Raw genomic sequence first — 24315 nt, 5'->3', positions numbered from 1 at the left:
GGCGGCTAGGCCCGCAGAATGGCCGCGCTCCAGGGCGCCAGCAGTAGCGAAGCGCCATCCGGCCGTGTTGCCTCATCGGTGGAGACCAGCAAGGTTCCTCCGGCGTCGTCGAGCTTGGCCGCCTGCTCCGAGAAGTTCAGCACCACGTGCACGTCTCCGCGCCGGAACCGGAGCCAGCCCTCCTCTTCGCTGTAGTCCACCGCGGTGTCCGTGAACCCCAGGCCTGCCAGTTCCGGAGTGCTGCGCCGCAGCGCGGTCAGCGAGCGGTAGAGGTCCAGGAGGCGGGCATGGTCGCCCTCCGCGGCCTCGTCCCAGTTCAGTTTTGAACGCCGGAAGGTTTCCGGGTCCTGCGGGTCGGGCACGACGGCGGGATCCCACCCCATGCGCTCGAACTCCTTGATGCGGCCTTCCGCCGTCGCCTTGCCCAGCTCAGGCTCCGGGTGGGAGGTGAAGAACTGCCAGGGCGTGGTGGCGCCGTACTCCTCCCCCATAAAGAGCATGGGGGTGAACGGGGACGTCAGCGTGAGGACCGCCGCCAGGGCCAGCTGCCCGTAGGACAGCGACTGGGACAGCCTGTCGCCGGTGGCGCGGTTGCCGATCTGGTCGTGGTTCTGGCTGCACACCACCAGTGCGGCAGGATGCACCAGCCCGGTGTTGATGGGCCGTCCATGGTGCCGGCCGCGGAAGCTGGAGTAGCTGCCGTCGTGGAAGAAGCCGGTGCGCAGGACCTTGGCCAGGGCGCCCAGCGAGTCGAAGTCGCTGTAGTAACCCTCCGTCTCCCCGCTGATGTTCACGTGGACGGCGTGGTGGAAGTCGTCGCTCCACTGCCCTTCCAGACCGTACCCGTTGACGTCCCGGGGGTACAGCAGGCGGGGGTTGTTGAGGTCCGACTCGGCGATCATGCTGACCGGTCGGCCGGTTTCGGCGGACACGGCATCGCCGAGGGCACCGAAGTCCTCCAGGAGATGGACGGCGCGCTCGTCCTTGAAGGCGTGCACGGCGTCGATCCGCAGCCCGTCCACGTGGTAGTCGCGAAGCCACATGGCCGCGTTGTCGAGGATGTAGCGGCGGACCTCGTCGGACCCGCCTCCGTCCAGGTTGACCGAGTCGCCCCAGGTGTTCCCCTCCCCCGACTTCAGGTAGGGCCCGAAGCGCGGCAGATAGTTGCCGCTGGGGCCGAGGTGGTTGTACACCACGTCCTGGATGACGCCCAAACCCGCGGCGTGCGCGGCGTCCACGAAGCGCTGGTAGGCGGCAGGTCCGCCGTAGCCCTCATGGACGGTGTACCAGAGGACGCCGTCGTAGCCCCAGTTGTGGGTGCCGTTGAAGCCGTTGACGGGCAGCAGTTCCACAAAGTCGACGCCGAGCTCCTTGAGGTAGCCCAGCTTTCCGGCCGCGGCCTCAAGGGTGCCCTCGGGGGTGAAGGTGCCGATGTGCAGCTCGTAGATGACGGCGCCCTGCAGCTCCCGGCCCGGCCAGTTCCCGTCGGCCCATTCATGAGCGGACGGGTCAAAGGTGCGGGACAGGGAGTGGACGCCTGCCGGCTGCCGCCGCGACCGGGGATCCGGCAACGGAGTGGTGTCGGTCCCCGGCAGGTAGCCGTAATCGACGTCGCCGTCGGCGGGGGCAGCCGGAGCTGTCCACCAGCCCCCGCCGCGTTGGCGCATCGGATATTCGGAGCCGCCCGCCAGCAGGGTGATGGCGCTGACGTCGGGTGCCCAGATATCGAAGCGTTGTGTTGCGCTTGCAGTCGTCGTCATCCGTCGTTCTCCGATCGTTCGGAAGTGGCAGAGGTGGCAGGAACGAGCAGGGCAACGGGGTACCTGGCCAGGACGTCCGCGACGGACACCTGCCCGGGCCCGAAGCTGTTTCCTGTGAGTTCGTCGGTCATTGCGGCAGGCAGGGTAACGGTGGTGTCCTGCCAGCCGCCGGCCTGTTCCAGCCGGCGCGGCAGCCGGGTGGCCAGCGTGACGGCACCGGCCGAGGCGGGTACGGTGGCGGTTTCCGCGCCAGCGGAACCCGTTCCGCGGCTGAAGGCCACCAGGTGCTCCGCTGCCGGGCCGGCCGCGGGCACTGCCGCGTAGCCGGTGAAGAGTTCCGGCCGGTCGCGCCGGAGCCGGAGCGCCCGCGAGGCCACCAGCAGCTTGGCGGCGTCATCCTGGTACGACGCCGGACGCTCGCCGGCGTCGAGTGCCGCCAGTGCCCGTTGCCTCGCGGCAAAGTCGACGGTGCGCCGGTTGTCCGGATCAGTGAGGGAACGGTCCCAGAACTCGGTGCCCTGGTAGACGTCCGGCACCCCGGGCATGGTCAGCTGCACCAGTTTCGCGGACAGCGCGTTCGCCGCGCCGTATGGCTCCAGGAGGGCCACGAAGGACTCCAGTTCCGCGCGGACCTCCGGGTTATCGAAGACCGAGTCGACGGCGGCGGCCAGCTTCTGCTCGAACGCTTCGTCCGGGTCAAGCCAGTCGGTCGAATTCCCGGCCTCGCGGGCTGCCTTGGTGGCGTACTGCTGCAGGCGTTCCCGGGAGGCGGGCCAGGCACCGGCGATGGCCTGCCACAGCAGGCTGGAGAGCGGCCCGTCAGGCAGCGGGGACAGTTCCTGCAGCCTGGTCAGTACCTTGTCCCACTCCGCGACGAACTCGGAAATCACCGAAATCCGGGCGCGTGTGTCCTCGCTGCGTTTGGTGTCGTGCGTGCTCAGCGTTGTCATGGACAGCGGAAGTTCGGCTTCGCGCCGTTGCATCCGGCGGTGGAATTCCGCCGGAGCGAGGGCGAACTCGGTGGGATCGGCGCCCACCTCGGTCAGGGTCCCCAGACGGGTGTAGCGGAAGAAGGCGGTGTCCTCCACCCCTTTGGCCATCACCATGCCTGACGTCTGCTGGAACCGCTGCGCCAGCGCCGAACCGGAGTCCAGCAGCAGCGGCTGCAGCAGTTCCACCGCCTGTGCCAGGTCGGGCCGGTTCCGCGCAGCCAGGCTGCAGGCCTCCTTCAGGACGTCCTCCCCGAACGGAAGGTAGGTCCGGTACACCGGAAAGGCAGCGATGATCTCTGAGATCGCATCGGCAGCCAGTTCGGTATTCACTGCCGTCCCGGCAAGCTCGGCGCCCGCCGGAATCAGCCGTCCCAGCCGCAGGATCTCCGAGTGCAGGATGCCGTCGGTGATCCTGCGTTTGGTCGCGCGGATCATCTCTTCGTAGTCGGCGGGCTCGCCGCCCCGGAGCCTTCCGTCGAGCTGGTCCAGGGCCGTCTGCGCCTCGGCGTCGACGAAGAGCCGGTCCACGTCCGCCAGTGCGTCGTAGCCGGTGGTCCCTTCGCATTCGAACGAGGCGGGAAGTTCCTCCCCGGGTTCGAGGATCTTCTCGATCAGCAAGTAGCTGCCGCCGGTCGCTTCGCGGAGCCGCCGGAGGTAGCCCTCAGGGTCCGCCAGCCCGTCCGGGTGGTCGATCCGGAGACCGTCCGCCAGCCCCTCGCGGAACCAGCGCACCACTTCCTCGTGCGCCTCGTCGAACACCCGGGGAACTTCCACCCGGACGCCGGCCAGCGTATTGACGGCGAAAAAGCGGCGGTAGTTGAGCTCGTTGTCCGCACGGCGCCAGCCTACGAGTTCGTAGTTCTGGCGGGCGTGGACGTCGCGCGGGTCATCCCCTTCGGAGTAGCTGCCGTCCGCCAGCGGGAACCGGTGGTCGTAGTAGCGGAGTTCACCGTCGCGGATTTCCAGCTTGTCGAGGTCGTCATCGCTGCCCAGCACAGGCAGCCGTACGCGGCCGCCGGCGAAGTCCCAGTCGACGTCGAACGCTTCGGCGTAACGGGACTGTTTGCCTTCCTTGAGGAGGGACCACCACCAGGGGTTCTGGTAGGGCGACGCCACCCCCACATGGTTGGGCACAATGTCCACGAGCACGCCCATGCCGGCGTCCCGGGCTGCCCGGGACACCGCCTTCAGCCCTTCCGGGCCGCCGCGGTCGGGGTCGACCGTGGACGGGTCGGTGACGTCGTAGCCGTGGTCGGATCCCTTTTCCGCCGTCAGAATCGGCGAAAGGTAGATCCAGTCCACGCCCAGCGACTTCAGGTAGGGCACCGTGGCGGCAGCGTCCTGGAGCGTGAACGAAGGGCGGATCTGGAGCCGGTAAGTGGAAACGGGCGTCTTCATGACTTCGACTTTTTCGGCTTCGGCTTTGGCTTCGACTTCATGACCTTGGCCGAGGTTGCCCTGTCCGGGACCACCGGGCTGGTCAGCGATGCCGCGTCGCTGGTGGTGGTCTGCGACAACGCCGCGAGCGAGGCAGCCACAGAGTGGTCGGGTTCGACTTCGGGCGTGCTGTGTGCGCGGAGCACAACGAGCGACTTGGCGTCCACGGCCAGGACACCGCCAGCCGCAACCGGGTCGGTATCGGCATTGTGCCCCGCGGTGTCGATGATAACGTCCCAGGCCGGGGCGTGTTCGTCGGATGGCAGGGTGAACTTCACTTCTTCGACGTTCGCATTGAAGTACAGCACGAAGTTGACGTCGGTGATCCGCCGGCCCCGCTCGTCCAGGCCTTGGATTCCATCACCGTTGAGGAATACGCCGATGGACCGGCCCAGGCCGCTGTCCCAGTCATCGGGCTTCATCGTGGAACCGTCAACGTCCAGCCATTCGATGTCCGGAAGCCTCTCTCCCTCGCCGCGGAGCACCGGCCTGCCGTCGAAGAATTTGCTGCGGCGGAACGTGGGGTGCCTGTGCCGGAGTGCGTTGACGGCGGCCGTGAACTCGATGAGCGGCTGGTCCACGTTGTCCCAGTTGATCCAGGTCAGTTCGGAGTCCTGGCAGTAGCCGTTGTTGTTGCCCTGCTGGGTGCGGCCCAGTTCGTCGCCGTGAAGCAGCATGGGCACACCCTGCGAGAGCAGCAGTGAGGCGATGAAGTTGCGCTGCTGCCGGGCGCGGAGCCCGAGGACCTTGGGGTCGTCGGTGGGGCCTTCGGCGCCGCAGTTCCAGGAACGGTTGTGCGATTCGCCGTCGTTGTTGCCCTCGCCGTTGGCCTCGTTGTGCTTCTCGTTGTAGGACACCAGGTCAGACAGGGTGAACCCGTCGTGGGCGGTGACGAAGTTGATCGAGGCGACCGGCCGGCGGCCGGAGTGCTCGTAGAGGTCGGCGGAGCCGGTGATCCTGGAGGCGAATTCGCCCAAGGTGGACGGTTCTCCCCGCCAGAAGTCGCGGACTGTGTCGCGGTACTTTCCGTTCCATTCCGTCCACTGCGGCGGGAAGTTGCCCACCTGGTAGCCGCCGGGGCCCACGTCCCACGGCTCGGCGATCAGCTTGACCTGGGAAACCACCGGGTCCTGCTGGATGAGTTCGAAGAAGGTGGACAGCTTGTCAACGTCGTAGAACTCACGGGCCAGGGTGGAGGCGAGGTCGAACCGGAAGCCGTCCACGTGCATTTCGGTGACCCAGTAGCGCAGGGAATCCATGAGCAGCTGCAGGGAGTGGGGGTGCCGGACATTGAGCGAATTGCCGGTGCCCGTGTAGTCCATGTAGTGCTTTTCGTCGCCGTCCATGAGCCGGTAGTAGGCGGCGTTGTCGATGCCCTTGAAGGACAGCGTGGGGCCCAGGTGGTTGCCTTCGGCGGTGTGGTTGTAGACGACGTCGAGGATCACTTCGATGCCTGCCTGGTGCAGCGAGCGGACCATGGCCTTGAAGTCCTGCACCTGCTGACCGGTGTCACCGGTGGAGCTGTAGCTGTTGTGCGGGGCGAAGAAGCCGATGGTGTTGTAGCCCCAGTAGTTGTTCAGGCCCTTGTCTTCCAGGATGCCGTCATTGACGAACTGGTGCACGGGCATGAGCTCGATCGCGGTGACGCCCAGCTTCTGCAGGTGGGCGATGACCGAGGGGTGGGCAACGCCGGCGTAGGTGCCGCGCTGGTCCTCCGGAACCTCGGGGTGCAGCTGGGTCAGGCCTTTGACGTGGGCCTCGTAGATCACGGACTTGTGGTATGGGATGCGGGGCAGGTGGTCGCCGTCCCAGTCGAAGAACGGGTTGATCACCACGCCCATCATCATGTGCGGGGCGGAGTCGGCATCGTTGCGGGAATCGGGATCACCCATGTTGTAGGAGAACAGCGCCGGGTCCCAGTCGATCTTGCCGTGCACAGCCTTCGCATACGGGTCCATCAAAAGTTTGTTCGGGTTGAACCGGTTCCCGGAGTCGGGGTCGTACGGTCCGTGGACGCGGTACCCGTATTTCTGTCCCGGCTGGATGTGGGGCAGATAGCAGTGCCATACGTAGCCGTCTACTTCGAGGACCTCGATGCGGGTCTCCGCACCTTCGTCATCGAAGAGGCACAGTTCAACCTTTTCCGCCCTCTCGCTGAACAGCGCAAAGTTCGTGCCAGTGCCGTTAAAGGTGGCTCCTAGCGGGTATGCCGATCCGGGCCAGACTTCCATGTGTACTCCTCGTGCGAACGAACAAATCTTAGACAGACTACTAGTAAGTAGGATTACTATTATGGCTCCTGCGCTATGCGCCCTATGGTTACAGCGTCCGCATCACCTCGGGCACGTGGTTGGCGATCGCGCCTGCGGTCACGGGACCGCCGGCGGAAGCAAGGGTTCCGGCCCTGCCGTGCAGGCTTGCTGCCATGGCGCCGATGGCCGCCCAGCGCTCGTCCGGATCGATGCCACGCGCAGTGAAGCGTCCGACGTCGGAACCCAGTTGCGCCATCAGCGCACCGATGATTCCGGCCAGGACGTCCCCGCTGCCGGCTGTGGCAAGCCAGGGTGTGCCGTCCGCCTGGCTGTAGAAGTCCTGGAAAGGCGAAGCCACCAGCGTGGTGGCACCCTTCAACAGGATCGTGGCCTCGGTCAGCCCCGCGGCCTGGCGCACGGCGGCAAGCGTGGCGGCCTCAACGGCGGACCGGTCCAGCTCCTGTCCAAGGCGCCCCAGTAGGGCTGCCAGTTCGCCCGCGTGGGGTGTCAGGACAACCTGCGGGGCCAGCACATCGGGAAGTGCCGGCAAGGCGCCGGCGTCGGCAATGGTCGGCAGGCCCGAATCGGCGGCGTCACGCGCACGCTGCAGCTGCTGCTCATCGGCCTCATCCAGGCCGCAACCCACCAGCCAGGCCTGGACGTGGGCATCAGCCACGGTCCCGGTGCCGCAGACCACTTCCGGGCAGGCCTGGCGGACCAGGTCAGCGACTTCCGGCGGTCCGAGGTAGCGCACCATGCCCACACCCGCGGCCAGTGCCCCCCGGCAGGCAAGCACGGCTGCGCCGGGATACGTGGCTGAGCCCGCAACAACGCCGAGCACCCCGCGGGAGTATTTGTGCGCGCGCCTGGCCGGCCGGGGCAGCAGGGCGCCCAGGTCCCCGGCTTCGAGCCGCCGCAGCGCCGGCCACGGGAGCCGCTCTTCGATGCCGATGGGGATGACCAGCACCCGCCCGGAATAGTCCGCACCGGGATCGGAAAGCAGCCCAACTTTTGCGGCACCGAAGGTCACCGTGACGTCCGCGGGAAGGACCGGGTCATGGGCCTCGCCGGTGTCGGCGTCCACACCGCTGGGAATATCGCAGGCCACCACGAAGCCGTGGTTCGCGGTCCGCAGCTTCCCAATGAGGGACGCTGCTGCCCCGCGCAGTCCGCCCCGTGCGTCGGTCCCAAGCACCGCGTCAATCACGACGTCGGCACGGGCGGTCGCCGCTGCCAGCTCACCGGCGTTGTGGTCGGTGAGCGTCAGGACGCGGCCGCCGGCCCGCTCAAAGGCGGCAAGGCCTTCCGGGTGGGCCTCCCCTGCCGTGAGCACCGCCGTCGTACGCATTCCGCGGCCGGCCAGGAAAGCGGCGGCGAACAGCCCGTCTCCGCCGTTGTTGCCCTTGCCCGCCAGGACCGCAACACTCGCCCCGTAGCGGCGGATGCCGCGCACGGCGAGTTCCCGCACCACGGCGTTGGCCAGCCCGTAGGCGGCCCGCTGCATAAGGACAGCGCCCGTGCCAGCGCCCAGGCTTGCCTGGACAAAGCGCTGTTCGGCCTCCCGTATTTGGGTTCCGGTGTAGGCGCTGATCATGTTCAGTCCAATCGGTGCTGGGTCCACGGCGGGGCTGTCAGGTGAAAGGCCGCGTCAGCCCTCCGCGAGGACGGTCGCCGTGGCGATACCGCCGTCGTGGCTCATCGACAGGTGCCAGCGCTTGACGCCCTTGGACTCGGCGACGGCCAGCACGGTGCCTTTGACCTGGATGGTGGGGCCGTTCTGGTCCAGTCCGATCCAGCAGTCCTGCCAGTTCATCCCGGCGGGAGCGCCCAGGACCTTCGCCACAGCTTCCTTGGCCGCAAAGCGCGCGGCCAGGGAGCGCGTGTTCAGCTCACGCTCGGCCGGGACGAACAGCCTGTCGCGGAGCCCGGGGGTCCGTTCGAGCTGCCTGCCGAACCGTTCAATGTCTACGACGTCTACGCCAATGCCAACAATCATGCGGCTTATTCTACGGTCACGCTCTTGGCCAGGTTGCGTGGCTGGTCCACGTCGTACCCCTTGGCCGTGGCGAGTTCGAGGGCGAAGATCTGCAGCGGCACGGTGGCCAGCAGGGGTGCCAGGAGCGTGGGGGTCTCCGGGATGTAGAAGACGTGCTCGGCGTAGGCCTTGACCGCTTCGTCGCCTTCCTCAGCGATGACGATGGTCTTCGCGCCGCGGGCCCGGACCTCCTGGATGTTGGAGACCACCTTGGCGTGCAGCGAGTTCCGGCCGCGCGGAGAGGGAACCACCACGAACACCGGCTGGCCCTCCTCGATCAGGGCGATGGGGCCGTGCTTGAGCTCGCCGGCGGCAAAGCCCTCGGCGTGGATGTAGGCCAGTTCCTTGAGCTTGAGCGCACCTTCCATGGCCACCGGGAAGCCGACGTGGCGGCCCAGGAACAGCACGGACTTTGCGTCCTTCATGGACCGGGCCAGTTCCTTGATCTCGTCCGCGTGGTCCAGGACCTGCTGGATCTTCGCCGGGACCTTGGCGAGGTCGGCCAGGATGTCCTTGATCTCGCCCTGGAACTTGTTGCCGCGCAGTTGTGCCAAATACAGGCCCAGCAGGTAGGCGGCGGTGATCTGGGCCAGGAAAGCCTTGGTGGACGCGACGGCGATCTCCGGACCGGCGTGGGTGTACAGCACGGCGTCGGATTCACGCGGGATGGTGGAGCCGTTGGTGTTGCAGATGGAGAGGGTCTTGGCGCCCTGTTCCTTGGCGTACCGGACGGCCATCAGGGTGTCCATGGTCTCGCCGGACTGGGAGATGGACACAATCAGTGTGTTCTCGTCCACGATCGGGTCCCGGTAGCGGAACTCGTGGGAGAGCTCCACCTCGGTGGCGATCCGGCACCAGTGCTCGATGGCGTACTTGGCCACCTGGCCCGAGTACGCGGAGGTGCCGCAGGCGAGCACGATGATCTTGTTGATCTTTTTCAGGTGCTCGGGGTCGATGCGCATTTCATCGAGGGTCAGCTTGCCGTCCAGGTCCGAGCGTCCCAGCAGGGTGTTGGCGACGGCGTCGGGCTGGTCGTGGATTTCCTTTTCCATGAAGGACGGGTAGCCGCCCTTTTCGGCAGAGGCCGGGTCCCAGTCAACGTGGTATTCCTTGCCCTGGGCCGGGGCGCCGAAGAAGTCGGTGATTTCCACGGTGTCCGCGGTGATGGTCACGATCTGGTCCTGGCCCAGTTCCACGGCGCGGCGGGTGTAGTCGATGAAGCCGGAGACGTCCGAGCCGAGGAAGTTCTCGCCCTCGCCCAGGCCCACCACGAGCGGTGAGTTGCGCCGGGCGGCGACGACGACGTCGGGCTGGTCCGCGTGCACGGCCAGCAGGGTAAAGGCGCCTTCCAGGCGCTGGCAGGCAAGCTGCATGGCCTTGGTCAGGCCGCCGTTGGAGGCGTCGCCGCCCAGCTTGTTCCGGAAGATGTCGCCCAGGAGCACGGCGGCCACCTCGGTGTCCGTCTCGGACGCGAACGTGGCGCCGCCCTGGAGCAGCTCGAGCTTGAGCTCGGCGAAGTTTTCGATGATGCCGTTGTGGATCAGGGCCAGCTTGCCGCCGTCGGCCAGGTGCGGGTGCGCGTTCTGGTCGGTCGGGCCGCCATGGGTGGCCCAGCGGGTGTGGCCGATTCCGGTGACGGAATCCGGCAACGGCCGCTCCTCCAGTTCGGTGAGCAGATTGCTCAGTTTCCCGGACTTCTTGCGGGACGAAATGGTCCCGTCCGCCACCACGGCGACGCCCGCGGAATCATATCCCCGGTACTCCAGACGGCGGAGTCCCTCAAGGACAACGTCCAACGCGCCGTGGCCAACATTTACCCGGCCAGACGAATGGCCTACGTATCCTACGATTCCACACATAGAGGCAAGCTTATATGGCAGAGCGGGCCGCCGCCGTCGAACGTGGCCTCCTTGACGGGCCGCAAGCCGTCCTTTACCGCGCTTAGGGCGCCATCCATTTCGCTCTCAGCGTCGCGCGGGGCAGAATCTCTTAGGTGACTTTGCAACGCAATGAAGCGAACGGAGAGGGAGTCTCCCCGTTCGTGGAGCTGGACAGGCAGACCTGGTCCCGGCTCGCAGCCCAGATGGAACAGCCCCTGAATGAAGAGGACGTGTTCCGTCTCCGAGGGCTCGGCGATCCGCTGGACATGAAGGAAGTCCGCGAAGTCTATCTGCCGCTCTCCCGGCTGCTTCACCTCTACGTGGAGGCAGCCGGCCAGCTGCACGCCGCCACCACCACGTTCCTTGGCGAACAGACGCAGCGCACACCCTTTGTGATCGGCGTGGCCGGCTCCGTGGCCGTGGGCAAGTCCACCATCGCCCGCGTGCTCCGCGAGATGCTCCGCCGCTGGCCTGGCACTCCCAACGTGGAGCTCATCACCACGGACGGGTTCCTGTATCCGTTGGCCGAGCTCACGCGCCGGCACCTGCTGGAGCGCAAGGGTTTCCCGGAGTCCTATGACCGCCGCGCGCTCCTCCGCTTTGTCAGTGAGATCAAGGGCGGCGCGGAAGAGGTGCGTGCCCCCTGGTACTCCCACGTCACGTACGACATCGTGCCCGGCAAGGAAGTGGTGGTCCGCCGGCCGGACGTGCTGATCGTGGAGGGCCTGAACGTCCTGGCTCCCGCCCGCCCCAGGCAAGACGGCAAGCAGGGCTTGGCGCTGAGCGACTTCTTCGACTTCTCCATTTACGTAGACGCGAAGACTTCCTATATCGAGGAATGGTACGTGGACCGCTTCCGCAAGCTGCGCACCACCGCGTTCGCCCAGCCGGAATCCTACTTCCACCGCTATGCGACGCTGTCCGACGACGAAGCCGAAACCACTGCCCGCGACATCTGGAAACGCATCAACGAGCCCAACCTGGAGGACAACGTCCTCCCCACGCGTGGCCGGGCGCAGCTGGTACTCACCAAGGAAGCAGACCATTCCATCCGCCGCATGCTGCTGCGGAAGGTCTAGCACACATGTGCCACAACTGTGCTGCAACGGCGGGACCGGCTTTGGGCGTTGGGACTGTGCCGAGCAGGAGGTCCGTCGCCAAGCTTCTGGCGCTTGGCGCCGGGCTGACTGCCCTGGCAGCGTGCACGCCCGACGGCGGGACCCAGCCGCCGTCGTCGTCCTCCCCGTCCGGAACCCCCGCCTCGCCGGCGTCAACGACGCCGTCAGCAGGGCCGGAGACGTCCACTGCTGCCGCCACAGAACCGGGGACAGTAGCGGCGCCCGCGCCGGCAACCACGTCCGCGCCGACGCCCACCTCGCCTGCGGCGGGGCTGGCGAAGCAGCATTCCCTGACGGATCCGGCCAGCCCGTGGCTGGTGGTCAACAAGCACCGCCCGCTCTCCCCCGCCGATTACGTGCCGGCGGACCTTGTCCAGCCGAACGTTGCGCTGGCAGTTTCCGGCGAAGCGGCACAGCTGAACAGCACGACGGCGATTGCCGCGGAACAATTGTTCGCCGCGGCCGCGCGGGACGGCGTGACCATGACGCTGGCCAGCGGCTACCGTTCCTACGGCACGCAGGTGGCGACGTACAACAGCTATGTTGCGTCCCGGGGCCAGGCCGAGGCGGACACGGCCTCGGCCAGGCCGGGATTCTCGGAGCACCAGACCGGCTGGTCCTTTGACATCGGCGACGGCGGCGGGGCCTGCGGCTTCCAGCCGTGCTTCGCCGATCAGCCGGCCGCGGTGTGGGCCAAGGCCAACGGGCACCGCTTCGGCTTCGTGGTCCGGTACCCGTGGATGTTCCACGAGACAACGGGCTACTACTACGAGTCCTGGCACCTGCGCTTCATCGGGGTGGAGGCCGCGGCGGACATGGCCAACCGCGGAATCGCCACACTGGAGGAGTACTTCGGGCTGGAAGCGGCACCGGGGTATTTGTAGGGCGCCTGACCTAGCGTGACCCGCGACACACCCCGCGAGATTACCTGGGTGTCACACCATGTTTACGGGGCTGCACTAGCTTGGGAGCTATGTTGACCGGATTCAAGAATTTCATCATGAAGGGCAACGTCGTAGACCTTGCCGTCGCCGTGGTCATGGGTGCCGCCTTCGGCGCCGTCGTGACCTCTATCGTTGAAGGCTTGCTGACTCCGCTGATCGGCCGCCTGTTCAGTGCCAAGGGCATTGCAGAGATGCAGTGGGAGGGATTCATGTATGGGTCCGTCATCTCCTCCATCATTTCGTTCCTGCTGGTGGCCGCCGCCATCTACTTCGTGGTCATCGTGCCGATGAACCACATGATCGAACGCCGCAACCGCCGGCTCGGTATTGGTACCGAAGTCAAGGAAGAGGCCGCCGAAGACCCCCAGATCGCACTCCTCACGGAAATCCGGGACGAGCTCAGGAACGGCAGCCGCCGGGCGGAGTAGGCGAAACATTTGACGAGGTGGCGCAGATACACTCCTATGCGGCCAGGCTGATTATCAGCCGTCCCCGCCGTTCATATGCGATCCAGGGGCGCATCTGCCCGGCTAAGGCTAAAGCACTATTCGGGGCACGTCTTCCAAGGCAAAATCTACAGGCGGAGTGGTCACAAGTGCCGCGATCTCCTGGGCTTGGAGTTCTGCCACAAGGATGCGAAGCATCCCCTCCCCCATGCCTTTCGGGAGTTCACCTTTGGTGTCAGTCAAAATCATCGGACCCAAATCGGTCAAGTGGACGTCCGAGACGTAGTTGGGCATGTACTGGGGGCATTCCCCAGTCATCTCTTCGCGAGTCAATTCTTTGCCATTCTGATCCACAGTACAAAAGCGGACGGCGGCCGCTCGCAGCGCTTCGGCCGCCTTCTCCGGGGCATCGGACACGACAAGAAACCCGGAGAGGTTCCCATCCGTCACCCAGACCTTCCTCGTATTTCTCGCCCTGTTTCTCGAAGATGTCAGGCTCGACAGTTACCTTTGCAGCAATGCCACAGTTCATTCTGCTCTCCTAGCACACCGCGAACTTCCTCGTTCGCGTGCGGGGGAGTATGGGTGACCGAACGGGCCGCTTCCTGGGCCCGGCCCGGTCCCGTGGTCACACAGTGCCGTCCCATTGACACGGCATTCACAACCACCCAATGATTGCGAAATGGGGGAATCCACAAGCATGAAGCGAGCCGACGTTGTCCCGTCCACACGGCGAATCCCTGTCTACGTTATGTGGGTCATTGGCGCTGTCGCGTTAGGAGCCCGACTCGCGCTGTTTCCATACGCCAGCGAAGATGCCACATTCTTCCTGTTGCCATGGATGTCGGAGTTCCGGGAGAACGGTGCCGCTGCCTTAGGCGGAGAGTTCTCCAACTACAACTTTCCTTACCTGTTTTTGATGTTCCTCGGGAGCTTGCTGCCCTTGGAACCGCTGTTCGCCATCAAGCTTGTTTCCTTGGTCGGGGACTGTGCCCTCGCCCTATCGGTAGGAGCCGTTGTCCAGCAACTCCGGCCTGCCAGGCTACTACCCACAACTGCAGCCCTGCTCACACTTTTCTTGCCAACCGTGCTGCTCAACGCCAGCATGTGGGGCCAATGCGATTCCATTTATACGTCGTTCCTTCTGCTGTCCCTGAGGAGCATCCTGAAGGATGACGGCCGAGGTTCCTGGCTGTGGTGGGCCGTTGCGGTCTCGTTCAAGCTACAGGCAATCTTTTTCCTGCCGGCCCTGGTGCTCATTTCTTTCCGGAGTCGCTACAGCCTGGCGCTGCCTCTCCAGGCGGCTGGCGTGTGGGTGCTACTCAGCACTCCTCCTGTGCTTTTCGGCCGTTCGCTAGCCAGCACCTTAAGTGTCTATATCAACCAGACCCAAGAGAATCGCCTAGTGGCTGGGGCCGCCAACATCTATACTTGGTTCCCTACAGCTTCCGCCACCGAGGGCAGACTGCCGGCGATCGTGGTCTGCGGTGCTGTACTTTTGTTGGCGTCTTACGCGTACTGGCGGGGGCCGGATTCCGCTGACCGGCGTGTTCTTTTGACCGTTACGGTGCTGGCTGTTTGCCCACTGTTGCTTCCCCAAATGCACGATCGCTATTTCTTTGCCGCAGAAGTTATGTCTCTGCTTCTCATAGGACACAAGAAGCTGTTCATCGTTCCATTGCTATTTGCTTCAACCGGTCTTGCCGTTTATTGCCTGTATTTCTCTAGCAATCAATACCTTTGGCCGCTTTGGCTTGCGTCTTTGGTCCAATGCTTCGCGGTTGGAGCGCTCCTCCGCACGATCTCTCAGAAAGATTTTCTGCTGGTGGCGGATGGTCCGGCATAGGAGGCCGCGGGAATGATCGCGGATCGGGCGCGTCGGCTGGACTCGTGAGCCACAATGAACGCGGGAGGCCCAGACCAATGCGGTCCGAGCCTTCGACGTGTCCGGAGGCCGCGCTGTCGTAATGCCCCGGTAAAATTACGCGGGAAACATTCTGCCATTCGGCGGGATGGCAGGGGACGCAGTGCGTATCCGGAGCACTTCACGCATTGAGATTGAGTTCAGACTTCCAGTTCGCCTTCGCCCGTCGACGGAGGACTCGTTCCTCGTCGCAGAATTCGACCAGTTCCAGCGCGGATGGGCATTCACGGACTCAGCCATCTCCGTCTGTGCCCAAGCGATGGCTGACAACAAATCCGTGGACGACGTCCTTGCCCAGATCAGGAACCACATCGACTTCCTCTGGAACGTGAACCCGGCGCTCCCGTTCGAGCTGCTGCCGGATGAACCCGAGAAAGACTCTGAGGCTTAGCCCCAAAACAGGGGCGGCCCGGACGACTAGGAGACTGCTGAAATAGTCGCAGGTCGGGCGCGTCGCGCTGGCGTCGTCCTTTATGCCGTTGTCATCTTGCTACGCCAATAAGAACACACACGCCCTAGTCGGTGACGAGGTCCAGCGCAAGTTCCGTGCGGACCACCTGGGCGAGGCGTTCGGCGATTGATTCAGCGGTTGCCTCGTCGCCCGCTTCAACCATGACCCGCACAACTGGCTCCGTACCCGACGGGCGCAGCAGGACGCGTCCGGTATCGCCGAGTTCTGCTTCAGCTGCGGCCACGGCCACGGCGAGGGCTTCGGTGCTACGGACGCGGGTGCGGTCAACGCCGCGGACGTTGATGAGGACTTGCGGGAGCTTGGTCATCACGGTGGCCAGCTCTTTCAGCGAGCGGCCCGTGAGCGCCACCTGCGCTGCTAGCTGCAGGCCGGTCAGGAGGCCGTCGCCCGTGGTAGCGTGATCGGCGAAGATAACGTGTCCGGACTGTTCGCCGCCGAGGTTGAACCCGCCGTCGCGCATTTCCTCAAGCACGTAGCGGTCCCCCACGGCAGTTTCGCGGATGCTGATGCCCGCATTGCGGAGGGCGATCTTCAAACCGAGGTTGCTCATGACGGTGGCCACCAGGACGTTGTCCTTCAGCTTGCCGGACTCTTTCAACGCCACGGCGAGGATGGCCATGATCTGGTCGCCGTCCACCTCGTTGCCTTCGTGGTCGATGGCCAGGCAGCGGTCGGCGTCGCCGTCGTGCGCAATGCCCAGGTCTGCGCCATGCTCAACCACGGCACGCTGAAGGGCGCCGAGGTGGGTTGAGCCTACGCCGTCATTGATGTTCAGCCCGTCGGGCTCCGCGCCGATGACCACGATCTCAGCCCCGGCGTCGTTGAAGAGCTGCGGGGAACAGCCGCTGGCGGCGCCGTGGGCGCAGTCGAGGACGATCTTCAGCCCGTCGAGGCGGTGCGGGAGGGTACCCAGCAGGTGGACGATGTAGCGGTCCTCGGCGTCGGAGAAGGTCTGGATGCGGCCTACGTCGCTTCCTGTGGGGCGGAACGCGTCCTTGCCCATCTGTTCCTCGATGGCGTCCTCAACTTCGTCAGGCAGCTTCTGGCCGCCTTTGGCGAAGAACTTGATGCCGTTGTCCGGAGCAGGGTTGTGGGAGGCGGAGATCATCACGCCGAAATCTGCCTTGAGGTCGGCAACCAGGTACGCGGCTGCCGGGGTGGGAAGCACGCCGGCGTCATAGACGTCGATGCCTGAACTGGAGAGTCCCGCCGAGACGGCCGCGGAGATGAACTCACCGCTGGCTCGCGGATCGCGGGCCACCACGGCGCGCGGCCGGGCACCGTTCGTAGTGCGCTGGTGGCCGAGTACGACGGCGGCCGCTTGCGCCAGCTGCATTGCCAGCTCTGCTGTGAGCAGGCCGTTTGCCAGGCCCCGGACACCATCTGTTCCAAATAATCTAGACATCGGGTCAAGTTTAGACGATGGAGCAGCCGCGGACAGGCGGTGGCACGCCTGGCTAGTTGAGCAGCCTCCGAGGGAGGGTAGTACGCGACGCGGGGCGGCCACTCGCTTTCGACTACTTGGATATGACTCGTTTGTACTCGTCTTTCCCAAAAACCCTCGCCACGCCTATATTCGTCTCTCTACTATTCGAGGCATGACACCTAGCTCTGGGGGCTTGGCGCTCGAAATCGTTGTACCGGTCTTTAACGAAGAGTCGGTGCTCGAACAAAGCATCATAAAGCTCGCAAAATACTTAACGCAGGAAATGCCTTCAACGTGGCAAATTACCATTGCGGACAATGCCAGCACTGATAACACCGCTGCCATTGCCTCGCGGTTAGCGGATCAATTGCCCAACGTTGTATATCGCAGACTTCAGGTCAAAGGCCGGGGTTATGCGCTGAGGGACGCGTGGGGGGCCTCGTCCGCCAAGGTTCTTGCCTACCTCGATGTCGACCTCTCGACGGACCTGGCAGCTTTGCCACCACTCGTAGCACCTCTCTTGTCCGGCCATTCGGATGTCTCCATCGGCACCAGGCTGGGAGCAACCTCTCGGGTGAGCCGAGGCCCAAAGCGCGAATTCATATCCCGGTCCTATAACTTCCTGCTGAGACGGACCATGCAAGTGAAGTTCTCGGACGCGCAATGCGGATTCAAGGCTATCCGCGCTGACGTGGCCAAGAAGCTCCTCCCGCTGGTCGAGGACAACAGTTGGTTCTTCGACACCGAACTGCTGATCATCGCTGAGCGCTCAGGGCTACGGATCCATGAAATACCTGTGGATTGGGTTGATGATCCGGATAGCAGAGTCGACATCAAACAGACGGCTCTTGATGACCTCCGAGGCATGATCCGAGTGGGAAGCGCACTCATGAAAGGGTCACTTCCCGTTCAGGCGATCTACGCGGAACTCGGACGCAGGCCGTTTGTGCCGCCAAGACGGCCCAGCTTCTTTGGCCAGGTTCTTCGATTTGGCCTTGTCGGCGCGGCTTCCACGGTTGCTTTCGCGTTGCTCTACCTCGTTCTTCAGGGACCGATGGGAGCACAGCAGGCGAACTTCATGTCTCTGTTCCTGACAGCAGTCGGCAATACGGCGGCCAACCGCCGGTTTACCTTCGGGATACGGGGTCCGGGCAGATTCCTAACGCAACAAGTCCAAGGGCTAGTTGTTTTCCTTCTGGCCTGGGGAATTACGTCGTCGTCGCTAGCGATTCTTCATGGCGTCTACATCGACGCCGCGCCCAGCCATGAGCTCATCGTTCTAACCGTGGCCAATATTCTGGCCACCCTGATGAGATTCGTGTTGCTCCGGCTCTGGGTGTTCCGGTCTCGACGTAGGGGCGATCAAGGCACGGTCCTACCATTGCGCCCCACCCGGGCCAGGGCGTTTTGACCGCCCTCACTGAGAAGTATGTTGGCCGTAATCCGGTTGGTTCCGAGCGGACTGACCGAACATGGGAGACTCTCAGTCTTGGCGCTCTCCTGGTAGGCACTGCTTTCCTTTTCATTTGGGGACTTGACCGCAACGGTTGGGCGAATCCGTACTACTCGGCAGCGGCACAAGCCGGTTCGGTTGACTGGAAAGCATTCTTCTTCGGGTCCACGGACGCTGGAAATATGATCACGATCGACAAGCCACCACTAAGCATTTGGTTTATGTCACTATCAGTGCGGGTATTCGGGCTAAATAGCTGGAGCATCCTAGTTCCGCAAGCCCTGATGGGCGTGGCGACCACTTGGCTAATTTACGCAATCATCCGGCGCAGCCATCCCGCCATTCCGGCGCTTTTCGGCGCTATGGTGTACGCGTCCACTCCAGTTGTCGTTCTGATGTCCCGCTTCAATAATCCTGAACCCCTGATGGGCCTCCTTATGGTGGCTTCCGTGTACTTCACCATTTGTGCTCTCGACGACGGACGGTGGAGATGGTACTTGCTTGCTGGCGCTGCCCTTGGCTTGGGTTTCATGGCAAAGCAGATACAGGCGTTCCTGGTCGTGCCAGCTCTCGTCGTCGCAGTGATCCTGGTAGGAGCAGGTCCGCTCGGGCAACGACTTCGAAGGCTCCTGGGAGCCTTGGGGGCACTTGCCCTCAGTGGCGGTTGGTGGGTGGCTGTAGTAGAAGGGCTGCCGGCAGCGGATCGTCCTTGGATAGGTGGTTCATCCGCAAATAGCGTTCTTGAGTTGACGATGGACTATAACGGCCTGGCAAGATTCATACACCTGCCAGTTACCTCTGGAGGCGCTATGGCCGGAGCCGATGCTCAGGAGGCTGCACCATACGATGGCGGCATTGCCAGATTGTTCAACGGCAATTTTGCACCGGAGGCCGGATGGCTGTTGTTCCCCGCCGCCGCCGTGCTCCTTATTCTGGCTGTCCTTCCCTATCTGCTTGCCACCCGCCCCGCTGTCCGCGGCTTGGCGATCATTTCGGGGATCTGGTTCTTCACAACGTTTCTGGTGCTCAGTTTCATGGGGACTATGATCCATTCCTACTACACGTACTCATTAGGCGCGCCGGTAGCTTTGTTACTCCCCCTTGGCCTCTACTGTCTTTGGAGAAACCGGGAGCGCCTGGCTGTTCGGCTCATAGGTGCATCGATTGTCGCTACGTCCGCATATATGGCAATTCGCGTGACCCAATACAGTGACGAATGGCCATCGGCTCTTGCCCCGGCAATAGCCTGTAGCGGTGCGGCCGCGGTTATCGGTTGGGTCTTCAGCAAGCGCCAGTGGCAGTCACGCGTGACTGTCGGCCTTCTGGGGGTCACAATAATCGCCGGCCCTCTGGCCTCCGACTTCCATACCACTTCGACCGCCCAAAAAGGAACTAATCCCATATCGGGACCAATCGCCAACAATCCAGCGGCCATATCCCGTCATCTCCAGGACATCCAACTTGGTAGTCCGAAATGGGCGCAGCAGGTTGCCTATGGGGCCTCTCCAACACCACAAGTAGTTTCATTGCTTGAGGACACCAGAGAGACATGGGCGGCAGCGACCTTTTCTGCGCAGAACGCTGCGCTCTACCAGCTGTCGTCCCAGCGGCCGGTCATGGCCATTGGAGGATGGCTAGGAACGGATCCTGCTCCCGATCTGCAGCGTTTCAAAATGCTTGTCATGCAGGGGTCGATCCGCTATTTCATCTCCCAACCTGACTTAGTGGAGACAAAGACGGTTGGCCCAAACACATTGGAGATCTCAGCGTGGGTCAAAGCCAATTTCAAGGAGCATACAGTCGATGGCGTCCGAATCTATGATCTCCGCCAATAGCGCCCGCACTACAACGGCCGACTCTCCGGTCCGTGCCCGATCATCGCTCGTGAACCGCTCCCGGTCCTGGGCCCTGAGATTATTACGAGGACCGCAGAAGCAGCCTGCGTGGGAACGCCCGACACTATTGATTCTCTTGCTGTCGAACGCGGCGTTGAACTTCTCTAACCTGCAACTCAACGGCTGGGCAAATTCCTTTTATTCAGCCGCGGTGCAGGCCGGAACTATGGACTCGAAAGCTTTCTTCTTCGGCTCATCGGACTGGGGTAACTCCATTACCGTAGACAAACCGCCCTTGAGTCTCTGGATCATGGGAGTCTCGGTACGGCTGTTTGGCCTGTCCCCTGAAGCAATGCTGGCACCGCAGGCCGCCATGGGGCTACTAACCACGCTGGTCATCTACCTGCTAGTCAGACGGCATTTCACCGGAACCGCAGCTTTGGTAGCCGCTGCTGTTTTCGCCACAACGCCGATCATCACTTTGATGTCACGGTACAACAATCCGGATCCACTCATGCTCCTCCTCATGACGGCTAGCGCATACCTCGTGGTGCGGGCTGTAGAGACGGGCCGCACTGGCTTCTTCGTTGCAGCAGGTGCAGCGATCGGGCTAGCCTTCATGACGAAGCAGCTCCAAGGTCTCTTGAGCCTGCCTGCACTCGCAAGCAGCTTCCTTTGCTTTAGCGGGCTACCTTGGTCAAAGCGTTTGAGGGCCGCCATCGCCGGGTTGGGAGCAATGGTTGTCACCGGCGGACTGTGGATGACGATCGTGGATCTAGTTCCCCCGGGATCCCGGCCGTACGTAGGCGGTTCATCGGGCAATAGCGTTCTCCAGCTGACTCTTGGCTACAACGGCATTGACCGGATCATCTCCAAGGAGAAAGATCCCCTGGCCGTCATGGTGCCGGAACAATTTCGCTCTGTGGAGAGCGATGCCGGCTTCCTGCGGTTGCTCAATACCAACTACTCACAGGAATCGGCGTGGCTGCTGATCGCGGCTCTGCTTGGAGCCGTGCTCGTGATTCTCTCTTGGAAACACGTCGCCTCATCTCGTGGCGCCCGCGCACTGATTCTTATAAGCCTGGTGTGGTTCGTAACAGCGTATGTTGTGCTCAGCTTTATGGGCGACCAGATTCACACGTACTACACTGCAGCCTTAGCCCCTCCCCTTGCGCTCACTGCCGGCCTCGTGACGGAGACAATTGCACGCCGCCGTACGGCAAAGTACAGGGTGATGTCGTCATTGATCGCCCTAACGGGCGTCTTGACCTCCTGGCTGATTCTTAATGGGCTGGAGCGCTGGCCATCGTGGTCACCGACGGCAGTGCTATGTATCGGTGTGATAAGTGTGTCCATCTATTCAGTGCGGGCTCCGTGGCCGATCCTGGAACGCATGGCTGGCATGGCCATCATAGGCGTGCTGCTGCTTGGACCTACTGTCACCTCCATCTATAACGTTAATGTGCCTCATAATGGCTCCAACCCGGTATCCGGGGTGCTGACCAAGAACCAAGGCAGCATTAGCCATTTTCTCGATCAACTCAAGCACAACGATCCGGCTTGGGCGCATGACATTGCCTTCGGCCGTGAACCCAGCCGGGCACTCACACAACTTTTCTCGGAGGCGGATGACTGCACGTGGGCTGGCGCCACATATGCGTCGCAAACGGCTGCGCGCTTGCAGCTTGCGGCGGGGCGGCCCATCATGCCAATCGGCGGATTTGCGGGAACCGATCCGTCGCCTACCCTCGAGGAGTTCCAAATGAGGGCAGCTGACGGAGAAGTCTGCTACTTCATTCAGCAAGAAAGCTATTTGGCCGTGCAGTCGACGCAAACGAGCGCCACAAAGATTTCAAACTGGGTCCAAGCCAACTACTTGGCAGAGACGGTTGATGGCACGACGATCTATAACCTCAATCCGACTAAAACAAAGTAGTCGTCAGAGGTTGTCGCAGAATCGTTCAAATACTCCCAAACAGCGGAAGCCCGCCCCGCCAATGGCGGGACGGGCTTCCGAGAAGCGTCAAAGACGCTTCTAAGCGGATTTTAGCGCTTGGAGTACTGCTGAGCCTTACGGGCCTTCTTGAGACCAGCCTTCTTACGCTCGATGACGCGTGCGTCACGGCGGAGGTAGCCGGCCTTCTTCAGGGTGGCGCGGTTGTTCTCGGTGTCGATCTCGTTCAATGAACGGGCGATGCCGAGGCGCAGGGCACCGGCCTGGCCGGAAATGCCACCACCGTGGATGCGGGCGAAGACGTCGTAGGCGCCATCCAGATCAAGGATCTTGAACGGCTCGTTGACATCCTGCTGGTGCAGCTTGTTCGGGAAGTAGTTGGCCAGCTCGCGGCCGTTGATGATCCACTTGCCGGTACCGGGCACGATGCGAACACGTGCCACGGCTTCTTTACGACGGCCAACTGCGGCGCCGGCAACGGTCAGTGCCGGGCGTTCCTTCTTGGGCGCTTCTGCTTCCGCAGGACCGCTTTCCGAGGTGTAGCTGGTCAGGGTTTCCTCAGCCGCAACGGCTTCGGTGGTCTCTTCGTTCTGAGCCACGGTTCTCCTTGTATAGATAAGTTGTTTGGTGGCCAGGACTACTGGGCGACCTGGGAAATTTCGAAAGTCTTGGGCTGCTGGGCGGCGTGCGGGTGCTCTGCACCGCGGTAAACCTTCAGCTTGCCCAGCTGCTGTGCAGCGAGGGAGTTCTTGGGGAGCATGCCCTTGATGGCCTTCTCCACGGCGCGGACCGGGTTGGATTCCAGCAGCTCCGCGTAGGTGACGGAGGTCAGGCCGCCCGGGTAACCGGAGTGCCGGTAGGCGCGCTTCTGCTCGAGCTTGGCGCCAGTGAGGGCAACCTTCTCAGCGTTGATGATGATGACGAAGTCGCCCATGTCCATGTGGGGAGCAAAGGTGGCCTTGTGCTTGCCGCGCAGCAGGATTGCGGTCTGGCTGGCAAGACGACCAAGGACAACGTCGGTGGCGTCAATGACGTGCCACTGGCGGTTGATATCGCCGGGCTTCGGGGTGTACGTACGCACGGTGTTTGCCTCGTTCTTGTTCTGGCGTTCTTGTTTAGGTGTCACGTAAGCGTGTGCACCTACTATCTATGCGCTACCGGAACAGAGGTGAGGGCTCTATGAATCCAGTGGTCCCGGAGTCTCGAATGTGCCCGAGGAGTAGTTATCCTGCAACCGGATTCTCAGCGGGCACGCATCATCGAGAAAGGACACGCACAACGACTATCAAGAATAGCGGGTATAGAGGCCGCTGGTCAAAATAGGGTCTCGGCAGCTAACTATGCCCGGCCCGGCAGGAGGCGGCCTACGGACCTGACACGATGCCCGCACTCGCCGGGTGCTAAACAGTACTCGGGCTCTGTCTCGGCCGTTGTTGGCCCCAGTCTGAGTGAGCTCGCGCCGATACCTCGACACGACCCTAAACATGGTCACCGAGAAACATCCGGGCGGCTCCAAGGAGTCAACGAATCACTATTGCCCGAAGGTCTTGGAACGAGGCAACAGGCATAGGCTCTAAGTAGCCTGCCTGCGCGGTCCTGACGCTCGGCGGTCCGACTAGTCCCAGGAGTCTCAGTGTCCCTCTTTGCTGACGCCGGATCTATCCCGCCGCTGCTCATCGCGGCAGTTGGAGTCCTTGGTGTTGCGATAGGTCTGGTCGCCGAGTGGGTCGTCGTGCGAACTCATCCGCGGCTGGGAGGGCCACCGGCCAAGTGGGTAAGAATTACGACGGCATTAGCCACGGGAGCTCTCTCGGCCCTTCTCGCCCTGCGATTTGGAATTGCATGGCAATTGCCAGGTTTCTTGGTGCTAGCGGCGCTCGGAATTCAGCTTTCACGAATTGATATTGCGCACAAACTCCTGCCAAACAGGATCGTTTTATCCCTCCTCTTGGCCGGCGCGGCCCTTCTCTCAGTCTCGGCAGCACTTACGCCAGGCTGGGGCGATCTTCTCCGCTCCGTCATTTCGGCTGCGATTCTGTTCATTGTCTACCTGGTTCTGGCGATTATTTCGCCCAACGGCATCGGAATGGGCGACGTTAAGCTGGCTGCGCCACTAGGCCTGTACTTGGGCTACTTGGGCTGGGGACAACTGTTCTATGGCGGAGCCTTAGGGTTCGTCTTGGGCGGCCTGGCAACGTTTGTCCTCCTGCGTATTAAAACCAAGGAAACATTGAGTGAAGTGGCCTACGGACCCTCGATGCTGGTCTCCTGCTTCGTCGTAGTTCTGACGCTTCCGTAACAGCAAGCTCATAGTTCACAGGGCTCACGCAGGCACGCCTGCACAACAGCTCTCTAAGTACCGTGCAACAGCTCTCTCCAGAAACGTG

Annotated in this window: 19 protein-coding genes; 9 read left to right on the top strand and 10 right to left on the bottom strand. The window is 63.1% G+C overall.

What is annotated here, in order from left to right; translation table 11 throughout:
* Positions 1-5: 5 nt before the first annotated feature.
* From treZ to glmS, 6 genes are all read right to left on the bottom strand, one after another.
* Positions 6-1760, bottom strand: coding sequence for a malto-oligosyltrehalose trehalohydrolase (gene treZ, locus AB0N24_RS00985; RefSeq protein ID WP_364119203.1), 1755 nt, complete (start codon positions 1758-1760; stop codon positions 6-8).
* Positions 1757-4150 carry a malto-oligosyltrehalose synthase gene (gene treY / locus AB0N24_RS00980; protein ID WP_364119200.1) on the bottom strand — a complete coding sequence of 798 codons (2394 nt, stop codon included), beginning with the start codon at positions 4148-4150 and terminating at the stop codon, positions 1757-1759. Before treY ends, treZ begins: the two co-directional genes overlap by 4 nt.
* On the bottom strand, positions 4147-6420 hold the full coding sequence (gene glgX / locus AB0N24_RS00975; protein ID WP_364119197.1) for a glycogen debranching protein GlgX: 2274 nt from the start codon (positions 6418-6420) through the stop codon (positions 4147-4149). The genes treY and glgX overlap by 4 nt, the downstream gene beginning before the upstream one ends.
* A gap of 88 nt (positions 6421-6508) precedes the next feature.
* Positions 6509-8035 (bottom strand): NAD(P)H-hydrate epimerase, encoded by a 1527-nt coding sequence (locus AB0N24_RS00970; protein ID WP_364119715.1) that lies wholly within the window; start codon positions 8033-8035, stop codon positions 6509-6511.
* A gap of 54 nt (positions 8036-8089) precedes the next feature.
* The gene (locus tag AB0N24_RS00965; RefSeq protein WP_011692749.1) at positions 8090-8437 is read right to left on the bottom strand and encodes a holo-ACP synthase; all 348 of its coding nucleotides are present in this window, start codon (positions 8435-8437) and stop codon (positions 8090-8092) included.
* 5 nt (positions 8438-8442) lie between these two features.
* Complete coding sequence (glmS, locus tag AB0N24_RS00960; RefSeq protein ID WP_364119194.1) at positions 8443-10335, bottom strand: glutamine--fructose-6-phosphate transaminase (isomerizing); 1893 nt, start codon at positions 10333-10335, stop codon at positions 8443-8445.
* Between the two features lie 134 nt (positions 10336-10469).
* Here glmS and coaA point away from each other — a divergent pair, with 134 nt between their 5' ends.
* The 3 genes from coaA to mscL all read left to right on the top strand — a co-directional run bounded on the left by coaA (position 10470) and on the right by mscL (position 12846).
* Complete coding sequence (coaA, locus tag AB0N24_RS00955) at positions 10470-11435, top strand: type I pantothenate kinase (protein WP_364119192.1); 966 nt, start codon at positions 10470-10472, stop codon at positions 11433-11435.
* 5 nt (positions 11436-11440) lie between these two features.
* Positions 11441-12358 carry a M15 family metallopeptidase gene (locus AB0N24_RS00950; RefSeq protein WP_364119189.1) on the top strand — a complete coding sequence of 306 codons (918 nt, stop codon included), beginning with the start codon at positions 11441-11443 and terminating at the stop codon, positions 12356-12358.
* A gap of 89 nt (positions 12359-12447) precedes the next feature.
* On the top strand, positions 12448-12846 hold the full coding sequence (mscL, locus tag AB0N24_RS00945) for a large conductance mechanosensitive channel protein MscL (RefSeq protein ID WP_364119186.1): 399 nt from the start codon (positions 12448-12450) through the stop codon (positions 12844-12846).
* A 108-nt stretch (positions 12847-12954) separates the two neighbouring features.
* On the opposite strand, the gene AB0N24_RS00940 is transcribed toward mscL, so the two are convergent.
* On the bottom strand, positions 12955-13314 hold the full coding sequence (locus AB0N24_RS00940) for a hypothetical protein (protein WP_364119183.1): 360 nt from the start codon (positions 13312-13314) through the stop codon (positions 12955-12957).
* A gap of 250 nt (positions 13315-13564) precedes the next feature.
* On the opposite strand from AB0N24_RS00940, the gene AB0N24_RS00935 reads away from it, so the two are divergent.
* Both AB0N24_RS00935 and AB0N24_RS00930 read left to right on the top strand, forming a co-directional pair.
* A complete protein-coding gene (locus AB0N24_RS00935) occupies positions 13565-14710 on the top strand; it encodes a hypothetical protein (protein ID WP_364119180.1) in 1146 nt (381 codons plus the stop codon).
* 181 nt (positions 14711-14891) lie between these two features.
* Positions 14892-15179, top strand: coding sequence for a hypothetical protein (locus tag AB0N24_RS00930; RefSeq protein WP_364119177.1), 288 nt, complete (start codon positions 14892-14894; stop codon positions 15177-15179).
* Between the two features lie 124 nt (positions 15180-15303).
* Here the strand turns inward: AB0N24_RS00930 and glmM are convergent, their stop codons facing one another.
* Positions 15304-16665 (bottom strand): phosphoglucosamine mutase, encoded by a 1362-nt coding sequence (glmM, locus tag AB0N24_RS00925; protein ID WP_364119175.1) that lies wholly within the window; start codon positions 16663-16665, stop codon positions 15304-15306.
* 193 nt (positions 16666-16858) lie between these two features.
* Here glmM and AB0N24_RS00920 point away from each other — a divergent pair, with 193 nt between their 5' ends.
* The 3 genes from AB0N24_RS00920 (at position 16859) to AB0N24_RS00910 (ending at position 21910) form a co-directional block, all read left to right on the top strand.
* Entirely contained in the window at positions 16859-18097 is a 1239-nt protein-coding gene (locus AB0N24_RS00920; RefSeq protein WP_364119172.1) for a bifunctional glycosyltransferase family 2/GtrA family protein, read from the top strand.
* A gap of 224 nt (positions 18098-18321) precedes the next feature.
* Positions 18322-19974, top strand: coding sequence for a glycosyltransferase family 39 protein (locus tag AB0N24_RS00915; RefSeq protein WP_364119169.1), 1653 nt, complete (start codon positions 18322-18324; stop codon positions 19972-19974).
* A gap of 127 nt (positions 19975-20101) precedes the next feature.
* Positions 20102-21910, top strand: a complete 1809-nt coding sequence (locus AB0N24_RS00910; protein ID WP_364119166.1) for a glycosyltransferase family 39 protein — start codon at positions 20102-20104, stop codon at positions 21908-21910.
* A gap of 110 nt (positions 21911-22020) precedes the next feature.
* On the opposite strand, the gene rpsI is transcribed toward AB0N24_RS00910, so the two are convergent.
* Entirely contained in the window at positions 22021-22527 is a 507-nt protein-coding gene (rpsI, locus tag AB0N24_RS00905; RefSeq protein ID WP_104172070.1) for a 30S ribosomal protein S9, read from the bottom strand.
* A gap of 38 nt (positions 22528-22565) precedes the next feature.
* Positions 22566-23009, bottom strand: coding sequence for a 50S ribosomal protein L13 (gene rplM, locus AB0N24_RS00900; protein WP_078027203.1), 444 nt, complete (start codon positions 23007-23009; stop codon positions 22566-22568).
* 552 nt (positions 23010-23561) lie between these two features.
* Here rplM and AB0N24_RS00895 point away from each other — a divergent pair.
* Positions 23562-24227 (top strand): A24 family peptidase, encoded by a 666-nt coding sequence (locus tag AB0N24_RS00895; protein ID WP_364119163.1) that lies wholly within the window; start codon positions 23562-23564, stop codon positions 24225-24227.
* The last annotated feature ends 88 nt before the right edge of the window (positions 24228-24315 follow it).

This window comes from Arthrobacter sp. NPDC093128 (genome assembly GCF_040683875.1).
Taxonomy (GTDB): Bacteria; Actinomycetota; Actinomycetes; order Actinomycetales; family Micrococcaceae; genus Arthrobacter.
Note: the sequence above shows the minus strand (reverse complement) of the source record. Positions and strands in the feature narration are given on the sequence as shown.